The sequence below is a fragment of the Glycomyces salinus genome (genome assembly GCF_016428645.1).
Taxonomy (GTDB): Bacteria; Actinomycetota; Actinomycetes; order Mycobacteriales; family Micromonosporaceae; genus Glycomyces; species Glycomyces salinus.
Genome location: NZ_JAELXW010000116.1, coordinates 1 through 14,916 on the forward strand (window position 1 = coordinate 1; position 14,916 = coordinate 14,916).

The 14,916-nt window shown below is 70.4% G+C and carries 13 protein-coding genes and 1 pseudogene; 6 read left to right on the plus strand and 8 right to left on the minus strand.

The features are described from left to right. Window positions 1-374: 374 nt before the first annotated feature. Window positions 375-1,190 carry an NAD(P)H-binding protein gene (locus tag JFB92_RS21755; protein ID WP_199043556.1) on the minus strand — a complete coding sequence of 272 codons (816 nt, stop codon included), beginning with the start codon at window positions 1,188-1,190 and terminating at the stop codon, window positions 375-377. Window positions 1,191-1,278: 88 nt separating this feature from the next. Between JFB92_RS21755 and JFB92_RS27065 the strand changes: the two are divergent. Beyond that, window positions 1,279-1,623 (plus strand): annotated as a pseudogene (locus tag JFB92_RS27065) (winged helix-turn-helix transcriptional regulator); the annotation flags it as partial. A 202-nt stretch (window positions 1,624-1,825) separates the two neighbouring features. Here JFB92_RS27065 and JFB92_RS21765 read toward each other — a convergent pair. The 3 genes from JFB92_RS21765 to JFB92_RS21775 are packed head-to-tail and all read right to left on the minus strand — an operon-like array spanning window position 1,826 to window position 4,518. Then, window positions 1,826-2,404: a hypothetical protein gene (locus JFB92_RS21765; RefSeq protein WP_199043560.1), complete on the minus strand. Its 579-nt coding sequence runs from the start codon at window positions 2,402-2,404 to the stop codon at window positions 1,826-1,828. Further along, window positions 2,401-4,134, minus strand: a complete 1,734-nt coding sequence (locus tag JFB92_RS21770; RefSeq protein WP_199043562.1) for an alpha/beta hydrolase — start codon at window positions 4,132-4,134, stop codon at window positions 2,401-2,403. The genes JFB92_RS21765 and JFB92_RS21770 overlap by 4 nt, the downstream gene beginning before the upstream one ends. A 9-nt stretch (window positions 4,135-4,143) precedes the next feature. Next, on the minus strand, window positions 4,144-4,518 hold the full coding sequence (locus JFB92_RS21775) for a hypothetical protein (protein WP_199043564.1): 375 nt from the start codon (window positions 4,516-4,518) through the stop codon (window positions 4,144-4,146). A 197-nt stretch (window positions 4,519-4,715) separates the two neighbouring features. Here JFB92_RS21775 and JFB92_RS21780 point away from each other — a divergent pair, with 197 nt between their 5' ends. The 3 genes from JFB92_RS21780 (at window position 4,716) to JFB92_RS21790 (ending at window position 7,551) form a co-directional block, all read left to right on the plus strand. Then, window positions 4,716-5,474 carry a SatS C-terminal domain-containing protein gene (locus JFB92_RS21780; RefSeq protein WP_199043569.1) on the plus strand — a complete coding sequence of 253 codons (759 nt, stop codon included), beginning with the start codon at window positions 4,716-4,718 and terminating at the stop codon, window positions 5,472-5,474. Window positions 5,475-5,650: 176 nt separating this feature from the next. Then, window positions 5,651-7,129, plus strand: a complete 1,479-nt coding sequence (locus JFB92_RS21785; RefSeq protein ID WP_199043570.1) for a hypothetical protein — start codon at window positions 5,651-5,653, stop codon at window positions 7,127-7,129. Beyond that, window positions 7,126-7,551: a roadblock/LC7 domain-containing protein gene (locus tag JFB92_RS21790; protein ID WP_199043571.1), complete on the plus strand. Its 426-nt coding sequence runs from the start codon at window positions 7,126-7,128 to the stop codon at window positions 7,549-7,551. Before JFB92_RS21785 ends, JFB92_RS21790 begins: the two co-directional genes overlap by 4 nt. Window positions 7,552-7,722: 171 nt before the next feature. Here JFB92_RS21790 and JFB92_RS21795 read toward each other — a convergent pair whose 3' ends face one another. The 4 genes from JFB92_RS21795 to JFB92_RS21810 form a co-directional block, all read right to left on the minus strand. Continuing rightward, on the minus strand, window positions 7,723-8,310 hold the full coding sequence (locus tag JFB92_RS21795) for a GTP-binding protein (protein ID WP_199043572.1): 588 nt from the start codon (window positions 8,308-8,310) through the stop codon (window positions 7,723-7,725). Window positions 8,311-8,316: 6 nt separating this feature from the next. After that, the gene (locus JFB92_RS21800) at window positions 8,317-8,697 is read right to left on the minus strand and encodes a DUF742 domain-containing protein (RefSeq protein WP_199043574.1); all 381 of its coding nucleotides are present in this window, start codon (window positions 8,695-8,697) and stop codon (window positions 8,317-8,319) included. 245 nt (window positions 8,698-8,942) lie between these two features. Then, window positions 8,943-9,341 carry a roadblock/LC7 domain-containing protein gene (locus JFB92_RS21805; RefSeq protein ID WP_199043577.1) on the minus strand — a complete coding sequence of 133 codons (399 nt, stop codon included), beginning with the start codon at window positions 9,339-9,341 and terminating at the stop codon, window positions 8,943-8,945. A gap of 39 nt (window positions 9,342-9,380) precedes the next feature. Then, complete coding sequence (locus JFB92_RS21810) at window positions 9,381-12,524, minus strand: sensor histidine kinase (protein ID WP_199043584.1); 3,144 nt, start codon at window positions 12,522-12,524, stop codon at window positions 9,381-9,383. Window positions 12,525-13,097: 573 nt separating this feature from the next. Here JFB92_RS21810 and JFB92_RS21815 point away from each other — a divergent pair. Both JFB92_RS21815 and JFB92_RS21820 read left to right on the plus strand, forming a co-directional pair. Next, a complete protein-coding gene (locus JFB92_RS21815; protein WP_199043586.1) occupies window positions 13,098-13,904 on the plus strand; it encodes an MHYT domain-containing protein in 807 nt (268 codons plus the stop codon). An 81-nt stretch (window positions 13,905-13,985) separates the two neighbouring features. Then, on the plus strand, window positions 13,986-14,906 hold the full coding sequence (locus tag JFB92_RS21820; RefSeq protein WP_199043588.1) for an MHYT domain-containing protein: 921 nt from the start codon (window positions 13,986-13,988) through the stop codon (window positions 14,904-14,906). The last annotated feature ends 10 nt before the right edge of the window (window positions 14,907-14,916 follow it).

Consider the following 14,916-nt stretch of genomic DNA (forward strand, 5'->3'; position numbering starts at 1 on the left):
ACCGCGACACCACACCGCCACCCACTCCACCATCGCAGCCCGACCAGGTACACCCGGCGGGCCCTTCTCCGTGTCCCCGGCACCGGACACGAGCCCCGAACCGCCGCCCCTGCTTTCACTGTCCCTACTGCCGCTGCTTCAGCAACCGCGCTCCCTGCGAACCGCCGGTCAGGAACCGACACCGACCTTCCAATTCGCTCGTCGTCGCCGATCGCCTGAAGCCGGTCCCACACAGCCCGACAGCCAGACACCGACCCCGACATGAGCCCTCCACCGAGGGCCGATCCCGGATCATCGCCTGTTTCAGTGTCAGTGGAAAGGGCCTCGGTCGTCGATTCGGTTCGCGAGGGTGTTCCGGTCGGCGGAGCTGGCCTCTAGCGGAATGCGGCTGTATTTCGCCGGGCCCAGTCGGCGAAGGAGCGGGCCGGGCGGCCCGTGAGGTTTTCGATCTCGGGGCTGACGGCCCGCTCCGCCTCATTCGGTGATCCGAGGACCTTCAAGATCGCCTCCACGACCTCGGCGGGCCACATGCGGCTCAGCGTTTCGAGAGCCTGGTCGCGGGTCTGCTCAACGAACTCGATGGGCTCGCCCAGTGCCGCCGCGATCGCCGCGGTCTGCTCGCGCGGGGAGACCGGGGCCGGGCCGGTCAGGGTGTACCTCCGTCCAGTGTGTCCGCGCTCGCGCAGAGTGATCGCGGCGACATCAGCGATGTCGGCCGGGTCGACGACCGGCAGACCCACGTCGCCGAACGGCGCCGCCACGGCCCGTTCGGCCCTGATCTGTTCGGCCCACAGGTAGGCGTTGGAGGCGAACCCGCCGGGCCGCAACACGGTCCACTCCAGACCCGACTCCGTCACGGCCGCCTCCATGGCTCCGAGCCCCTCCTCGGGCCGGGATCCGACGCGCTGCGAGGAGACCAGCACGACCCGCTCGGCGCCCGCGTCCTTCGCGGCGGCGACGATCGCGGGCAGGTCGAACTGCGTTCCGGGAGTGAGCAGGAGGAGCCGCTCGGCGCCCTCGAAGGCGGGCCGCAGGCTCGCCGGGTCGGACAGGTCGGCCTCGACGTGCACGGCACCCGCGGGCAGTTCGGCCGCGTTGCGGGAGATGGCGGTGACGGCTTCGCCCGCGGCGGTGAGGATCTCGACTAGCGGGCGTCCGATGTTGCCGGTGGCTCCGGTTACTGCGATCATGGCGCTTCCTTTCGACGCTGTTGCCGAACCCCAAGGTAGAAAGCCCGCACGGGATCGGGAAGAACGCACTTTGAAGTAAGCTCATGACATGGCGGGAGGAAAACAGCTCGACGCATGGGGGCCGCCGGACGGTCGTGAGGTGTTTCACTCCAACTGCCCGGCCGTGCAGGTGCTCGACCACGTGACGAGCCGCTGGGGCGTGTGGGTCCTGATGGCGCTGCGCGACGGGCGGGCCCGCTTCTTCGAACTCCGCGAACGGATCGACGGCATCAGCGAGAAGATGCTGTCCCAGACGCTTCGCAACCTGGTCCGCGACGGCCTGGTGTGGAGGGAGGTCGAGCCGACGACCCCGCCGAAGGTCACCTACGGCCTGACCGCGCTCGGCAAGGGCACAAGCGAGCCCCTGGCCGCGATGTTCGACTGGATCCGCGGCAACGCCGACACGATCCAGGCGAGCCGCTCCGACTTCGACGAGACCAGATCGCGTTTACCGGCGTCCGGCGGACTCCGTTCATCGATATTGCGGTGGAGCGGCGGATGCCGGGAGGAGGAACCCGCCGGGGGCCAAGGCGATCGGTCCGATCGCTATGGCCGTCCACCGCGGCCTGGAACGGCGGGGCTCGCGGCGGGGCCGGTCATAGGTCGTTCTCGTAGTGTTCAGGGGATTCGAAGGGGGTCGCCGGTTCTGCCGGGATGCCTTCCGGGAAGTAGCGGCTCACCTTGTCGCCCGGTCCGCCGGGGGTGATGCCGCCCGCCGGCGGGATGTACTCGATCTCGGTCTCGCCGCTGGTCGGGACCGGGCCGGATTGCACCATCAGCGCGGCGTAGCGGGCCACGGAGTACCAGAGTTTCACTCCGTCGTCGCGGACGGCGACCAGTTCGCGGTCCACTCGGTGCCCCAGGTCGGTCTCCAGGTCGGCCGTGATCTCCAGGCCCCGGTCGGCCCAGCGGGTCCGCGCGATGTCCGTGTACCGCTGGCGGACCAGGTCGGATTCGGAGTCCGGTATCGAGAGGCGGTATCGCAGCTCGACGTTCGTGTAGCCGGGGACCCGCATCCCGTCGTGGGTGCACGGCAGTTCGGCCCACGAGCGCCGCTCGAAACCCGGGAAGTCCGGCAGCGCCTCCACCAGGTCGGCCACCTCGGCCTCCATCGGGGCGTAGACCTCGGCCTGGGTGTACGCGCTCGCCGGCGGGGTCTCGGTCGGTTCGGTCATCGCACACCGCTCCCCTGGCCGGTCACGATCAGCGACTGGTTCCTGCGGCTGATCTCGTTCTCCTCGTCCCAATAAGAGCTGTGGTTCCCGATCGGGGCCTCCCAGAACCTCCACCACTCGCTGTTCTCCCTAGGTGAGTCGCTTCGGAACTCGTTGCCGCCGAACTCGGCACTGGTCGGGTCCGTGCCGTGGACCATGCCGTACCTGATGACGTCCTGGTCGTTCCTGGTGGCCCAGACGTCGTCCTCGTCGACCCCCAGCGCCGAGGCCGTGTCGGTGCCCACGCCCGGAGAGCCGACGAACACCACGTTGTCGGCCTCGACTCCCTCGGTGCTCGCGGCGGTCCCCACCATCGTGGAGCCGTACGAATGGCCGGTCAGCGTGAGTTCGGCCGGGTCGCCCTCGCCGGTGGCCCTCAGCCCCCTCGTGAAGGACTCCAGTCCCTCCGAGCCCTCCCTCGCCCACTTGTCGTCGGCGGCCTCCAGGAGGTCGTCGGGGGCGTCGTAGCCCATCCACATCACCGTGGCCGTCTCTTCCCCGGTCCCGTACCTGTCGGCGTCGAAGGCCATGGACTCGGCGCGGTCCAGCAGGCCGGTCGCTCCCGCCAGGCCGCCCCCGGTGCCGGGCACGTAGGTGTTGACGTTGTCGGCCGCGTCCGGGTCGCCGATCGAGACGATCGCCTGCCCGCTGCCCTCGGTGCCGAAGCCGAGCAGGCAGTACGGCTGACCGGTCTCGCCGGACGAGGCCGGAGAGCCGTCGGCATCGGTGATGCGGTCGCGCAGGCGGATCAGGTCGTCCCGGGTCTCCTCGCCCGGTTCCAGGGCCTCGATGCGCTCGTCCAGCCACGCCCGGTTGGCCGTGTCGCGGTCGTCGACCGGGATGCCGTCGACGGGGCCGACCCATTCGGGGTGCCGCTCGATCAGGGCCTCCCGCTCGGCCTCGCTCAGGCCCTCCCACCACTGGCTCACCTGCTCGGGCGACAGCTCGGCGTCGCCGCCGGCGATCGCCTCCAGCTCCTCGGCGGCCTCGCCGCTCAGGCCGCTCCGGTAGTCGTCGACGAGGTCGTCGTAGGACGCGCCGAGCCGGGGCGGCAGTCCGGGCGGGTTCTCGCGCATCGCCGACATCGCCGCCGCGGCCTCGTCGTCGGCGTCGTGGGCGCGGGACATGATCGCGCGCAGCCAGTCTCCGTACTGGTCGGCCAGGCCGGAGGCCGAGGCGATGAGGTCGGCGGCGTTGAACAGGCTCTCGAGGCGGGCGGGGTCGAGCACGCCGTCGGGCTTGGACACTCCGACCCGGTCGCACAGCCACTGGGGCGGATCGAGCCGGGCGATCGACCATTTGAGGTCGCCGGTCATGCCGACGTCGTAGCCGCCGGGGCCGCCTTCGATCTCGAGGCCGTGGGACTCGATGAGCGGGATCAGCTCACCGAGTTCGCGCTGCTCGGCCTCGAGGGCGTCGGCGGTCTCCATCAGGGTGGTCGCCATCCGCACGGTCGCGTAGTCGGACAGGTCGTCGTCGAAGCGGTCGGCGGTGAGTCCGAGCTGTTCGCGGACGAGGTCGGCGGTGTCGGACTCGAAATGGTCGGGCCCGAGGTGGCCCTCGATCACGTCGGCGCGGACGCGCTCGGTCTGCTCGGCCATGGCCTCGGCGTGGGCCTTCCACGCCTCTCCGAGGTCGCGGACGGGGCCGCAGTCGAGGTCCCGCAGCTGCTGCCAGGTCATCTCGCTCATGGACCGCGCCTAGTGCTCGGGGCGGGCCGAGTCGTTCGCGCCCTCGCGCCCGGGGTAGCGGTCCAGGTCGGCGTGGGCGGTGAAGGCGGCGGCGTTGAACCGGTCGACCTCCACGGCCTCCTCGGCGCAGGTGGCGAGGTATTCGCCGGTGTGGCCGGCGAGGCCCGTGAAGCCGCCGGCCCGGTCGAGGCGCCACCATTCGGCGGCTCCGGCCAGCGCCGGACCCAGGGCGGCGCCGCCGTCCCGGAGGTCGTCGGCGACGGTCGCGGTCCGCTCGCATATGGCCTCGGTCTGGCGGTCCACGGTCGACTCGACGTCGAACAGGACCTCCACCGATCGGTGGACGCGGTCGGGTTCCATTGTGAACACGTCGGCTCCGGACACAGGTCGTCCTTTCGGGGGCGGGGCCTTTCGGCCCGAATGAGGGCGATCCGGACGCTCACTGTAGTCGGTCCGGTCCACTCCGGCGCCGCGGCGCGCGCGGCCCCGGCGCCGGGAGGCGACGCACAGCCCGGGTGGCGCGCCGGATGTGTGGTGGTCGTAGGCTGATTCCCAGCTGACGACTACGGGAGGACCGCGACATGGCAGCCGAATCCGAGAAGCTCTGGAACGAGACCGGGGTCGACCCGGTGGAGATCCATCTGGGCAAGGACTCCGGTTACACCCTGCGCGCCTACCGGATGTCGGACACCCTGCCGGGTGCGCCCGCCGCGGCCGCCGAGCGCGAGGAGGACGACGAGCGTCCCGACGTGGCCGAGAACCCCGAGGACGAGGAGTCGGGCGACGTTCCCGACGACGCCGAGTTCGAGGACGAGGACGAGGTCGACGTGCTCGACGCCGTGCCCGAGGAGGTCCCGGTGTTCCTGACCCGCAAGGGCAGGCTCCAGCTGTTCCGGGACGCCGAGTCGCTGGTGAAGTACGTGCGCTCCTCCGACGACAACGACCTGACCGCGATCGACGAGTACGCCGATCTCCAGAAGCGCCTCTCGGCTGACGACATCACCTGTGATGAAGACGACATCTACGAATTGGACCTGGTGACGACCAACCTGCGCGGCGGGCACGACGCGTGGGATCCGGAGCTGCTCATCAAGGCCGCCGAGATCGGCCGCGACCTCGGGTACGCGCTGAAGAACACCTCGGTGATAGAGGCGCTCGCGCCGGGATCGCCGCTGGACGACGTCGACGAGGCACTTCGCGCCATTGTGGACGGAGGGGTGCGCGGGATGTTCGCCAAACGCCGACTTCGCAAGACCGGCTCCGAGAGCGCGGCCATCGCGTGGCGCGGAGTGATCGCCAAGATCAACCGCTCCGTCGAATGGCACGGCGAGTCCGAATAAGCACGGAATGGCGCACTATAGCGCCCCGGCGGGGTCGCGAACCGCACTCACCTCCGGCTTGCGGTTGAGGGTATTCTGCGGAAAACTGATAACGGACTTATAAACGGGCCGGGCGAATGTCCATGCAGCGACGGGGTTGGCGCCTGCCGGACCGCCCTACGAGAGGAGTTCTGCGGGTGCAAGTCTTCTGCGGCATCACCACAGACCATAGAGCCGATCCCTCCTCGGGTCATGGGGACGCCGCGTGCGCGGTCGCCCTCGTCGTCGCCGGCGGCGGCCTGCTGGCCACCGACACCTTCACCGACGATCCCCGCGGCTGGGTCCGCTTCGCTTGCCTGCTCGCCCGTCAGGCCAAGGACTCCTTCCCGGTGACCATCGCGATCGACGGCGAAGTGGGCCCGCTCGCCGAGTTCGCCGCCGCCTCAGGGAACCTCGTCGTCCAGGCCGAGAGCCCCTCGGCCCACCCGAAGGACGCCCTCGACTCCGCGGTCGCCCTCGCCCGGGGCCTGGCCACCGGCGAGGTGCGGTGCACCTCCCCCTTCGGCGTCCGGGCCGAGATCGCGGCCATGCGCCCGATCCTCGACACCGTCACCGTCGCCGCCAAGGCGCGCCGCGACGCCGCCGAGGCCCTCACCTGCCTGCTGCGCGCGGTCTTCCCCGCGGCCCTGGCCGCCTGGGACGACCCCAGCGAGGCCAACGCCGTCGCGATCCTGACCCGGCTCCCCCAGCCCGGCGCGATCCAGTCGATCTCCACCGAGGACCTGGCCGCCGATCTGGCCACCATCGCCGATCCCGGGCAGGTCGCGGCCATGGCCGGCGCCCTGACCGAGGCCATCCGCGAGATCGGCGGCGGCGACGACCCGACCGTGGCCCCCTCGGTCTCGGCCACCGCCGAGGCGGTGGCCGCCTGGGACCGCTCGCTGGAGGGCCTGATCGGGCTGCTGCAGGCCCGCCGCCCGCGACCCGAGACCACGGGCGCCCTCGAGGCCGAGGAGCCCGCAGAGGGCCGCCGGCACCGCCGCAGCGCCGAGACCCACCGGACCGTCCGCCTCCCCGGCGACCTCCCCGACCGCGAGAGCCTGCGCTCGCTCGACCCGGCCTCGCAGCTGCACTCGCTGATCTCCCCCGACCTGGAGGCCACCCAGGTCCTCCCCGACGACCGCGCGGTCGACGACACCGGCTCGACCCGCAGCATCCGCCGCCGCCGCGCCGAACCGGCCGGGCTGCCGGTCGGCGAGCCCGCGCAGTCGCGCGAGGAGTACGCGCCGCCTCTGGAGGCGCTCGGCGGCGACGACGACGGACTGCTGATCTTCGGCCAGGCCAAGTCCGCCTGGTTCAAGCGCCCCGAGAGCGAGGAGCCGGACAACGAAGCCTGGCAGCTGCCCGGCGACGACGGCTGGCGCACCGCCCGCCACGTCAGCGACGCGCCCGAGGCCGAGGAGCCGACCACCCCGTCCGGGCTCCCGCGGCGCAAGCCGCAGGCGAACCTCGTGCCCGGCTCGGTCATCCCCGATCAGGGACCGGTCTCCGACGAGCCGATCGAGCGCGACGCGGAGATGCTGGCGCACAACACCTCCGGCTACTTCAAGGGCTGGGGCAGGGCGCGCGGCGGCAGTGCCGCGGGCCGCCGGAATGAGAGGATGGCGGCGCGATGAGCGCCAACCTGGGCGTCTACGAGCGCTCGCTGAGCATGCTCCTGGGGTCGCTGGTGGCCCGCACGCCGGGCCTGTCGCACGCGGTCCTGGTGAGCGTGGACGGCATCCCCCTGGCCGTCTCGTCCGGGCTCCCCAAGGAGCGCGCCGACCAGCTGGCCAGCATCGGCTCCGGGCTCCTGTCGATCGGCGAGGGCGCCGGTAGGGCCATGAGCCACGGCCCCACCCAGCAGGTCATCGTCGAGATGGCCGAGGGCGTGCTGCTGGCCGCGCCCGTCGGCCCCCAGATCTGCCTGACGCTGCTGGCGGTGTCCCGGTGCGACCGCGAGCAGCTCGGCTACGAGCTCGGCCAGTTCACCATGCAGGTCGGCCCCCTGCTGAACGAGGCGCTGACCAACACCGGGTCGATACCGAAGGTCGTGTGACAGAACCGAACGAGGGGCCCCGAGGCTTTCGCCTCGGGGCCCCTCGTTCGGTTCTGGTCCAGGTGGATGGGTCAGCCCGGACATGTCCGTTCAGCGGGGCGCGAGCCTCGCCGTGGCCGCCGGCTCACGACTCGCGGACCCCGCCAGGGCCGGCGTCGGTAGTGTGGGCGATCAACCGACGCCGACGGTGCGGGTGCGACGCATCGACAGCACGTACTCGACGAGCTTGATGAGCGTCTGCTTGGTCGACTCGCGGTTCCGCGCGTCGGTGTAGAGCAGCGGCACGTCCGGGGACACCTGGAGTGCGTCGCGGATGTCCTGGAGGTCGTGGAGCCGCTCGCCGTCGAAGCAGTTCACGGCCACCAGGTAGGGCAGTTTCCGGTGCTCGAAGAAGTCGATGACCGAGAAGCAGTCGGCCAGACGTCGCGTGTCGACCAGGACGATCGCGCCGATCGCGCCGCGCACCAGCTCGTCCCACATGAACCAGAACCTGGTCTGGCCGGGCGTGCCGAACAGGTACAGGATCAGATCCTGGTCGATGGTGATACGGCCGAAGTCCATCGCGACGGTCGTTGTGGCCTTGTCGGGCACCAGGTTGTTGTCGTCGACGCCCTCTGAGGCCGACGTCATTATCGCCTCGGTCGTCAACGGGGTGATCTCGGAGACCGATCCGACAAGAGTCGTCTTGCCGACGCCGAATCCGCCGGCGATGACGATCTTCGCGGAGGTCACGCGAGAGGTGTCTGCGGGTTGGTTCATTAGGGTCTAAAGCCTCCTGAGTCCACTGAGAACGCGCTCGAGGAGTTCGGTTCCGACCGTTTCGTCGGCGGCGTCGTCGCCGAATCCGGTGGGTTCGTGCACTGCCAACAAGCCATCGGCCGCCATGTCGGCAACCAGGACGCGGGCCACGCCGAGGGGCACTTCCATACGGGCGGCGATCTCCGCCAGCGACTGCAGCCTGCCGCCGCCGCAGAGGTCGACGATCACCTTCTGCTCACGACCGCCGAGGAACTGCCCCGACCGGCCGCGCGCGGTGGTCTCCACCAACGCTTCGAGGGCGATCTCCAATTGGGGTCGCGTCCGGCCGCGCGTGACCGCGTACGGCCTGACGAGTGAGCCGGTAGGCTCATCACCACCGAGGACCATTTCTACCTCCAACCGCCCGGGCCGGGATCCCACAATCCCTGCCGGGCAGCCCTGTCAGTTATCCGTAACCGCCGCCTGCGGAGGCGGTCCCGTCGCCTGGGGGTGCGACGGAGGGGTTGTTCAGTTCGACCCGCTCGTGTGCTAACCGCATCGAGTGGAGCCTACCGTGTCAGCGTCCCACGCGCCAAGCGGCCACTGGTCGCACAGGACGTCCGGGACGGCCCCGCCGCGGCGGAGAGCCACGTTCAGCTTCGCGCCGAAGGGGTCAGTGCCTGGCCCACCCGGTCGACCAGCAGGGCCATCTCGTAGCCGACCTGGCCCACGTCGCAGTTCTTCGAGGCCAGTACGGCGAACGACGAACCGTCGCTGATGGACATCAGGAACAGGAACCCGTGGTCCATCTCGACGACCGTCTGCAGGACCGCGCCGCCTTCGAAGCAGCGCGAGGCCCCCTGGGTCAGGCTCACCAGACCCGAGGTCACCGCGGACAGCTGGTCCGCGCGGTCCCTCGGCAGGTCCCGCGAGGAGGCCAGCAGCAGGCCGTCGGCGCTGACCGCCACGGCGTGCGCCACTCCCGGCACGCGCTCGGCGAACCCCGCCAGCAGCCAGCCCAGGTCCTGGACCGTAGTTCCACCAGTGCTCATCGTTTGCGCTCCTTAGCGTCGACCGTGCGGTAAAGCGGCTCAGTTGCCATCATTGCCACGTCCTCGCTGCACTCCACGGTGATAGGCCGACAGCAGGCCCCGAATGCCTTCGGGGTTGCGTTTCTGCGCGCTGACGGTCTCCTGTGTCTCCTGCACGCCGCCCGGAACGAGCCGTTCCATGGGCCGGCGCTTGGGAAGTCCCGCCGAAGTGGTCTCTTCACTGCCGACCGACTCGGCGAAGGCGTTGTTGACCCGGCTCCACCCGTCGTCGGCGGCCGTCCGCCAGGCGTAGGAGTCACCGGAGTTCGATTCGGTTTCCGCGGACTGCAGGCGCCTGCGCTCGAACCCGGACTCCACACTCGGTGCGGGCGGAGCGCTCGGCTCTGCTCGGGGAGGCTCGGCGCTCGCGGGCGAGGTGTACATGTTCGCGCCTTCCGTGGGCTGCGGAGGGGACGGCTGGGCGTCTTCCAGAGCGGAGACCGGGGTGTCCTCCGCACTCCGCTCACCGTAGCTCAGCCCGGGCCCGTCCGCCACCTCAGAGGGCCGGGGGGCGGGCTCCGGAGCCGCCTGCGGCTCAGGGTCCTCGACCGGTTTGGGGGCCGGGGTGACCGCCTTGAACCAGGCCGACTCGACCTCGCGGAAGATCGGCAGCTCGGTGGTCGCGTCCACGGCCGAGACCCGGTCCGAGCGCATCGTCTTGCGCGGGGCCTCGGTGCCGGGGCCGCCGGCGGCCTCGGGCCACGACGGCGGCTGCGGCTCCGGCTCGGCCTGCGGGGCCGCCTCCAGCTGGATCTTCGGCAGCGCCACGTGCTCGGAGGAGACGATCTCCCCGGTCACCTCCATGACCTTGCCGTTGGAGCGGTGCTGCTGCTCGTTGACCCCTCCGGGCCGGAACATGAAGCCCGGCTCGGCCGACTCCTGCACGGGGTGCTCGCCGGTCATCGGCTCGCGGTGGCCGGCCGGCGGCTGGGACGGCATCGGCGGGGCGGTCGGCTCGCTGGGCCGGTACGGCGGCGGCTGCTGCTCGGCCGGCGGCGGGGACTGGAGGCTGTGCGGGGCGACCGTGTCGAACAGCCCGGCCGGGCTCTCGGGCACCCGCGGCAGGGCGCCGGTGTCGGCCGCGGACAGCTCGCCGCGCGGCCCGGTGCCGCGGTCGAGCGAGACCGTCTCGCCGGAGCCGGGACCCCTTCCGCGTTCGGGCAGCCGCGGCTCGGTGAGGACCTCCTCGCCGAGGATCACCTCGGCGACGATGCCCTGCTGCTCGCCGGGCCGCAGCTCCACGGCCACGTTGTGGCGACTGGCCAGGCGGGCGACCACGACCAGGCCCATCATGCGCGAGGAGGCCAGGTCGATCACGTCGGCCGACTCGCCGAGCTGGCGGTTGATCGCCTCGATCTGGTCGGCGGGCATCCCGATGCCGCGGTCGATGATGCGGACCCGGATCGCCCCCATCGGGGCGTCGGCCGTGCGCATCTGGTCGGCGGTGACCAGGACTCCGGCCTCCGGCGGGGAGAACGCGGTGGCGTTGTCCATCAGCTCGGCGACCAGGTGGACCAGGTCGTTGACCGCGGCGGGCTTGACCTCCCGCTCGGCCTCGACGTGGCCGAACTCGATGCGGGTGTACTGCTCCACCTCGGACTGGGCGGCCTGGAGGATGTCGCTGATCGGGGCCGGGTGCCGCTCCTGGCGGGTCGAGTCCGCCCCGGCGAGCACCAGCAGGTTCTCGTCGTTGCGGCGCATTCGGGTGGCCAGGTGGTCGAGCTGGAACAGCTCGGCCAGGCGGTCGGGGTTCTCCTCGCCGCGCTCGAGGTGGTCGAGGTGGCCGATGAGCCGGTCGACCAGGTTCTGGGAGCGGCGGGCGAGGTTGATGAACATCTGGGAGACGTTGGCGCGCAGGGCCGCCTGCTCGGCGGCGATGCGGATCGCCTCGGTGTGGACGATGTTGAACGCGTGGGCCACGTTCCCGACCTCGTCGCGCTGGTCGAGGCTGATCACCGCGCCCGACTCGGCCGCGACCTCGTCCGGTGTCCGGTTGCCGATCGACTCGGCGTCGCGCATCTGGGCCACCGCCTGCGGCAGGCTCACGTGCGCCACGTCCAGCGCGCCCTCGCGCAGGCGGCGCAGGCCGCTGGCCATGTTGCGGGCGATGATCAGGGCGATCACCGTGGCGATGACGAACGCGGCCAGGATCAGGATGGCCTCGAGCAGCAGCTGGAAGATCTGCGAGTCGCGGTCGGCGCGGGCCTGTTCGAGCACGGCCTCGGATTCGTCGGTGACGTAGTTCAGACCGTTGTCGAGGATCGCGTCGTAGGAGGCGAGGATGTCGGCGTTGACCGTCAGGTTGCCGTCGGTGCCGGCCGAGACGGTCGCGGTCTCGAAGTCCAGGGCCGGCTGGGCCTCGTCGGTGCTCAGACCGCCGGGGTTGTAGAAGAACGCGAGCTGCTCGTCGCGGTCGGCGACGGTCTTGAACTCGTCGGCGGCCCGGTTGCGGGTGCCGGCGAAGGTCACGAAGTTGGTCCAGCGGGTGTTGTTGAGGAATCGGTTGCCGTCGCCGACGTTGATGGCGATCGCGCGCTCCTCCTCGAGCTGCTCGAGCACGATCGTGGCCGAGGCGATGGCCTGCAGCTGGCGGGCGATCTCGGCGTCGCCGACGATACGGGCCGAGACGTCGGTGATGGTCACCAGCTCGTCGACCAGCCGCTGGTAGACGCGGGAGGTCGCGTCGATGGAGGTGGTCTCGGGGGTGTCGGCCGCGGCCTGGCGGATCTGGACGAGGCTGTCGTACTGGGTGCCGACCGCGCCGATCCGGTTGGAGATGTCGTCGGACAGGTCCGGGAGCCGCTCGGCCTGGTCGTTGAACCGGTCCAGGGCCTCGTCGGTCAGGGCCTGCTGCGCCTCGAGCTCCTCGATGTCGTAATCGGCCGGGTCGATGCCGTCGACGTGGTCGTCGTCCTTGCGCAGGTAGGTGACGATGAGGCTGCGTTCGTTCTGGAGCTGGTACCGCAGTTCGGCGGTCACGGTGTTGAACTCCACCAGGCTCACCATGTCGTCCGCACCGAACACGCGGTCGGCCAGGTCGTAGAGGCGGAGACCGGCCACGGCCACGAGCACGAGGAGGGGAACCAGGAGAATCAGGCCCAGCTTGGACCTGATTCGCATGTCGGCGATGCGGGGGATGCCCAACGGGCCTCGTCGGGCCGCTGAACCCGCTCGGTTCGAGCTGCGCTTGCTCACCTTTTCTAGCCTCCTGGGGTGGTCCTCTATGTCAGACCGGTCCCGGGCGTGGGGACCGGTGCTGTCGCGGGCCGGCGCGCGCCGGCGGCCGTTCCGCCGCCGGGGCGGCGGGTCGGCATGTGAAGCCCAGCAGATTCCATCATGACGAAAGTGGGCTCCGAAATCCAGGGGCGTACTGGAGTTCCGAAGTCGACCACGTTACCGACTGCGTCGCGGGCCCATTCATCCAAAACCACATAATTCCGGACACATACCTGCCCGGTATTCAGACGTTCGGAGCTCAAATCGAGCCTCACAGACGAGCCCACTTGAGCAATCCTCACCCCGCAGTGTGCCAGAGACCGGCACCGCCCGGGGATGCGACCTCGACTCAGATCATCTAAAGGGGATGCGGCCGCCGGAGGCGGGCCCGGCGGGCCGCCGGAGCGTTCGGAATCCGTGCGGATCTCGCACAGCCTGTGCGATGGACCGGTCCCGGCGCGGGGCACGGTGGTGGGGAACCTTTCAGGAGGCGCCCAGCCCATGGACTCATTGGCCGCAGTACTCGAACACGACCACTTCACCTACGCGTGGGTCAACCCGACGATGGGCCTGGCCTTCGCCGCGGCGGGCTCGTATCTGGGCCTGTCCGCGTCCCGCTACGCCCGCGCCGCCACCGCCACCGCCGCCCGTCTTCGCTGGATCCTGCTGGCCTCCTTGGCCATCGGCGGTGTCGGCATCTGGATGATGCACTTCATCGCGATGATCGGCTTCACCGTCGTCGACTCGGACATCGGCTACGACCTGGGCCTGACCGTGGCGTCCTTCGCGCTGGCGGTCCTGGCGGTCGGGATCGGACTGTCGCTCTCCGGGACCAGGGGCGCTGGCTGGCCGCGCCTGGTCCTGGGCGGCCTGGTGTGCGGCGCGGGCGTAGTGGGCATGCACTACACCGGCATGGCGGCCGTCTCGACGGCCGGAGTCGTCAGGTACGACACGGGCCTGGTGCTGGCCTCGGCGGCGATCGCTGTGGTCGCCGCGACGGTGGCGCTCAGGTTCACGGCCGTGGTCGACCGCCGCGGCTCGATGGCGGCCGCGGCCGCGGTCATGAGCGTGGCGGTCGTCGGCATGCACTACACGGGGATGGCCGCGGTCCGCATCGAGACCGCGGCCGAGCGGCCGGTGGAGGGGGTCAGCCCGCTGGTGCTCATGCTGCCGATCCTGCTGCTGGCGATGGTCGCCATCGTCAGCCTGGTGATATGCGTCCTCAGCGCCCCCAATTTGGACTACCGGGACGAGACGGGCCCAAGGGACGGGTCAACTGTCCGTCTGGCAAATGCCACCAGAACGTAGTCGTATAGCGTTTCGAATCGCGTAGATCGCAAAAATGCAACATTCTGCCTGCAAGCGGCGACCTGGGGAGGAAGACCGCGGATGGAGCACGTCGACCACTTCGCTTACGGGTGGGTCAACCCCATCATGGGGTTCGGGTTCGCCTTCGCCGGGTCGATCCTGGCCCTGATGTGCATGGCCCAGGCCCGCCGACAGGTCGGATCGGTGAAATCGGGGGCCAAACGGCTGCGGTGGATCATACTCGCCGCGTTCGCCTTGGGCGGCACCGCCATCTGGATGATGCACTTCACCGCCATGATCGGATTCCAGGTCACCGAGTCCGACATCGCCTACGACCCGGCGATCACCTTCGTCAGCCTGGCCGTCTCGATCGCCGCCGTCTTCTTCGGCCTGGCCGTCGCCGGCATGGGACGCAGCAACACCATCGCCAAGATCCTCATGGCCGGCCCCATCACGGGCCTGGGCGTGGTGTTCATGCACTACTCGGGCATGGCCGCCATCAACATCTCCGGCGACATCACCCACGACAGCACCTACTTCTGGGCCTCGGTCGCCATCGCCGTCGTCGCCGCCACGGTAGCCCTGTTCTGCGGGATGTACCTGGACGGCTGGCGCTGGCAGACCTCGGCGGCCGTGGTGATGGCCTTCGCCATCTGCGGCATGCACTACACCGGCATGGCCGGGGTCCGGGTGACCCTCTTCGACCGCGGACGCAACGCGGTCGAGGGCATCAACCCGATCATGCTGATCCTGCCGATCCTCGGCGTGGCGACGATCGGCATCATCGTGCTGCTGTTCGCCCTCATGGGCGGCACTCCGAAGCCGGTGACGCGCCGGGAGCAACTGGGCCTGGAGGTCGACGAGACCGACGAGGACGGCGTCATTCCGGTCTCCCCGAACGTGGTCGCCCCGCGCCGCCCGGCCGGGGCCGGCCGGCGTCCCTCACCCGGTGCGGGCCAAGCGGTCCCGGACCGGCCGCTGCCGCGCCGCCCGGCCCGCTGATGCCTTATAT

Bases quoted from the DNA above. Each gene is read 5' to 3' on its own strand.
- JFB92_RS21770 (WP_199043562.1), bottom strand. From the start codon at position 4,134: ATGAGCGAGATGACCTGGCAGCAGCTGCGGGACCTCGACTGCGGCCCC.
- JFB92_RS21790 (WP_199043571.1), top strand. From the start codon at position 7,126: ATGAGCGCCAACCTGGGCGTCTACGAGCGCTCGCTGAGCATGCTCCTG.
- JFB92_RS21805 (WP_199043577.1), bottom strand. From the start codon at position 9,341: ATGAGCACTGGTGGAACTACGGTCCAGGACCTGGGCTGGCTGCTGGCG.
- JFB92_RS21800 (WP_199043574.1), bottom strand. From the start codon at position 8,697: ATGGTCCTCGGTGGTGATGAGCCTACCGGCTCACTCGTCAGGCCGTAC.
- JFB92_RS21815 (WP_199043586.1), top strand. From the start codon at position 13,098: ATGGACTCATTGGCCGCAGTACTCGAACACGACCACTTCACCTACGCG.
- JFB92_RS21820 (WP_199043588.1), top strand. From the start codon at position 13,986: ATGGAGCACGTCGACCACTTCGCTTACGGGTGGGTCAACCCCATCATG.
- JFB92_RS21755 (WP_199043556.1), bottom strand. From the start codon at position 1,190: ATGATCGCAGTAACCGGAGCCACCGGCAACATCGGACGCCCGCTAGTC.
- JFB92_RS21780 (WP_199043569.1), top strand. From the start codon at position 4,716: ATGGCAGCCGAATCCGAGAAGCTCTGGAACGAGACCGGGGTCGACCCG.
- JFB92_RS21795 (WP_199043572.1), bottom strand. From the start codon at position 8,310: ATGAACCAACCCGCAGACACCTCTCGCGTGACCTCCGCGAAGATCGTC.
- JFB92_RS21765 (WP_199043560.1), bottom strand. From the start codon at position 2,404: ATGACCGAACCGACCGAGACCCCGCCGGCGAGCGCGTACACCCAGGCC.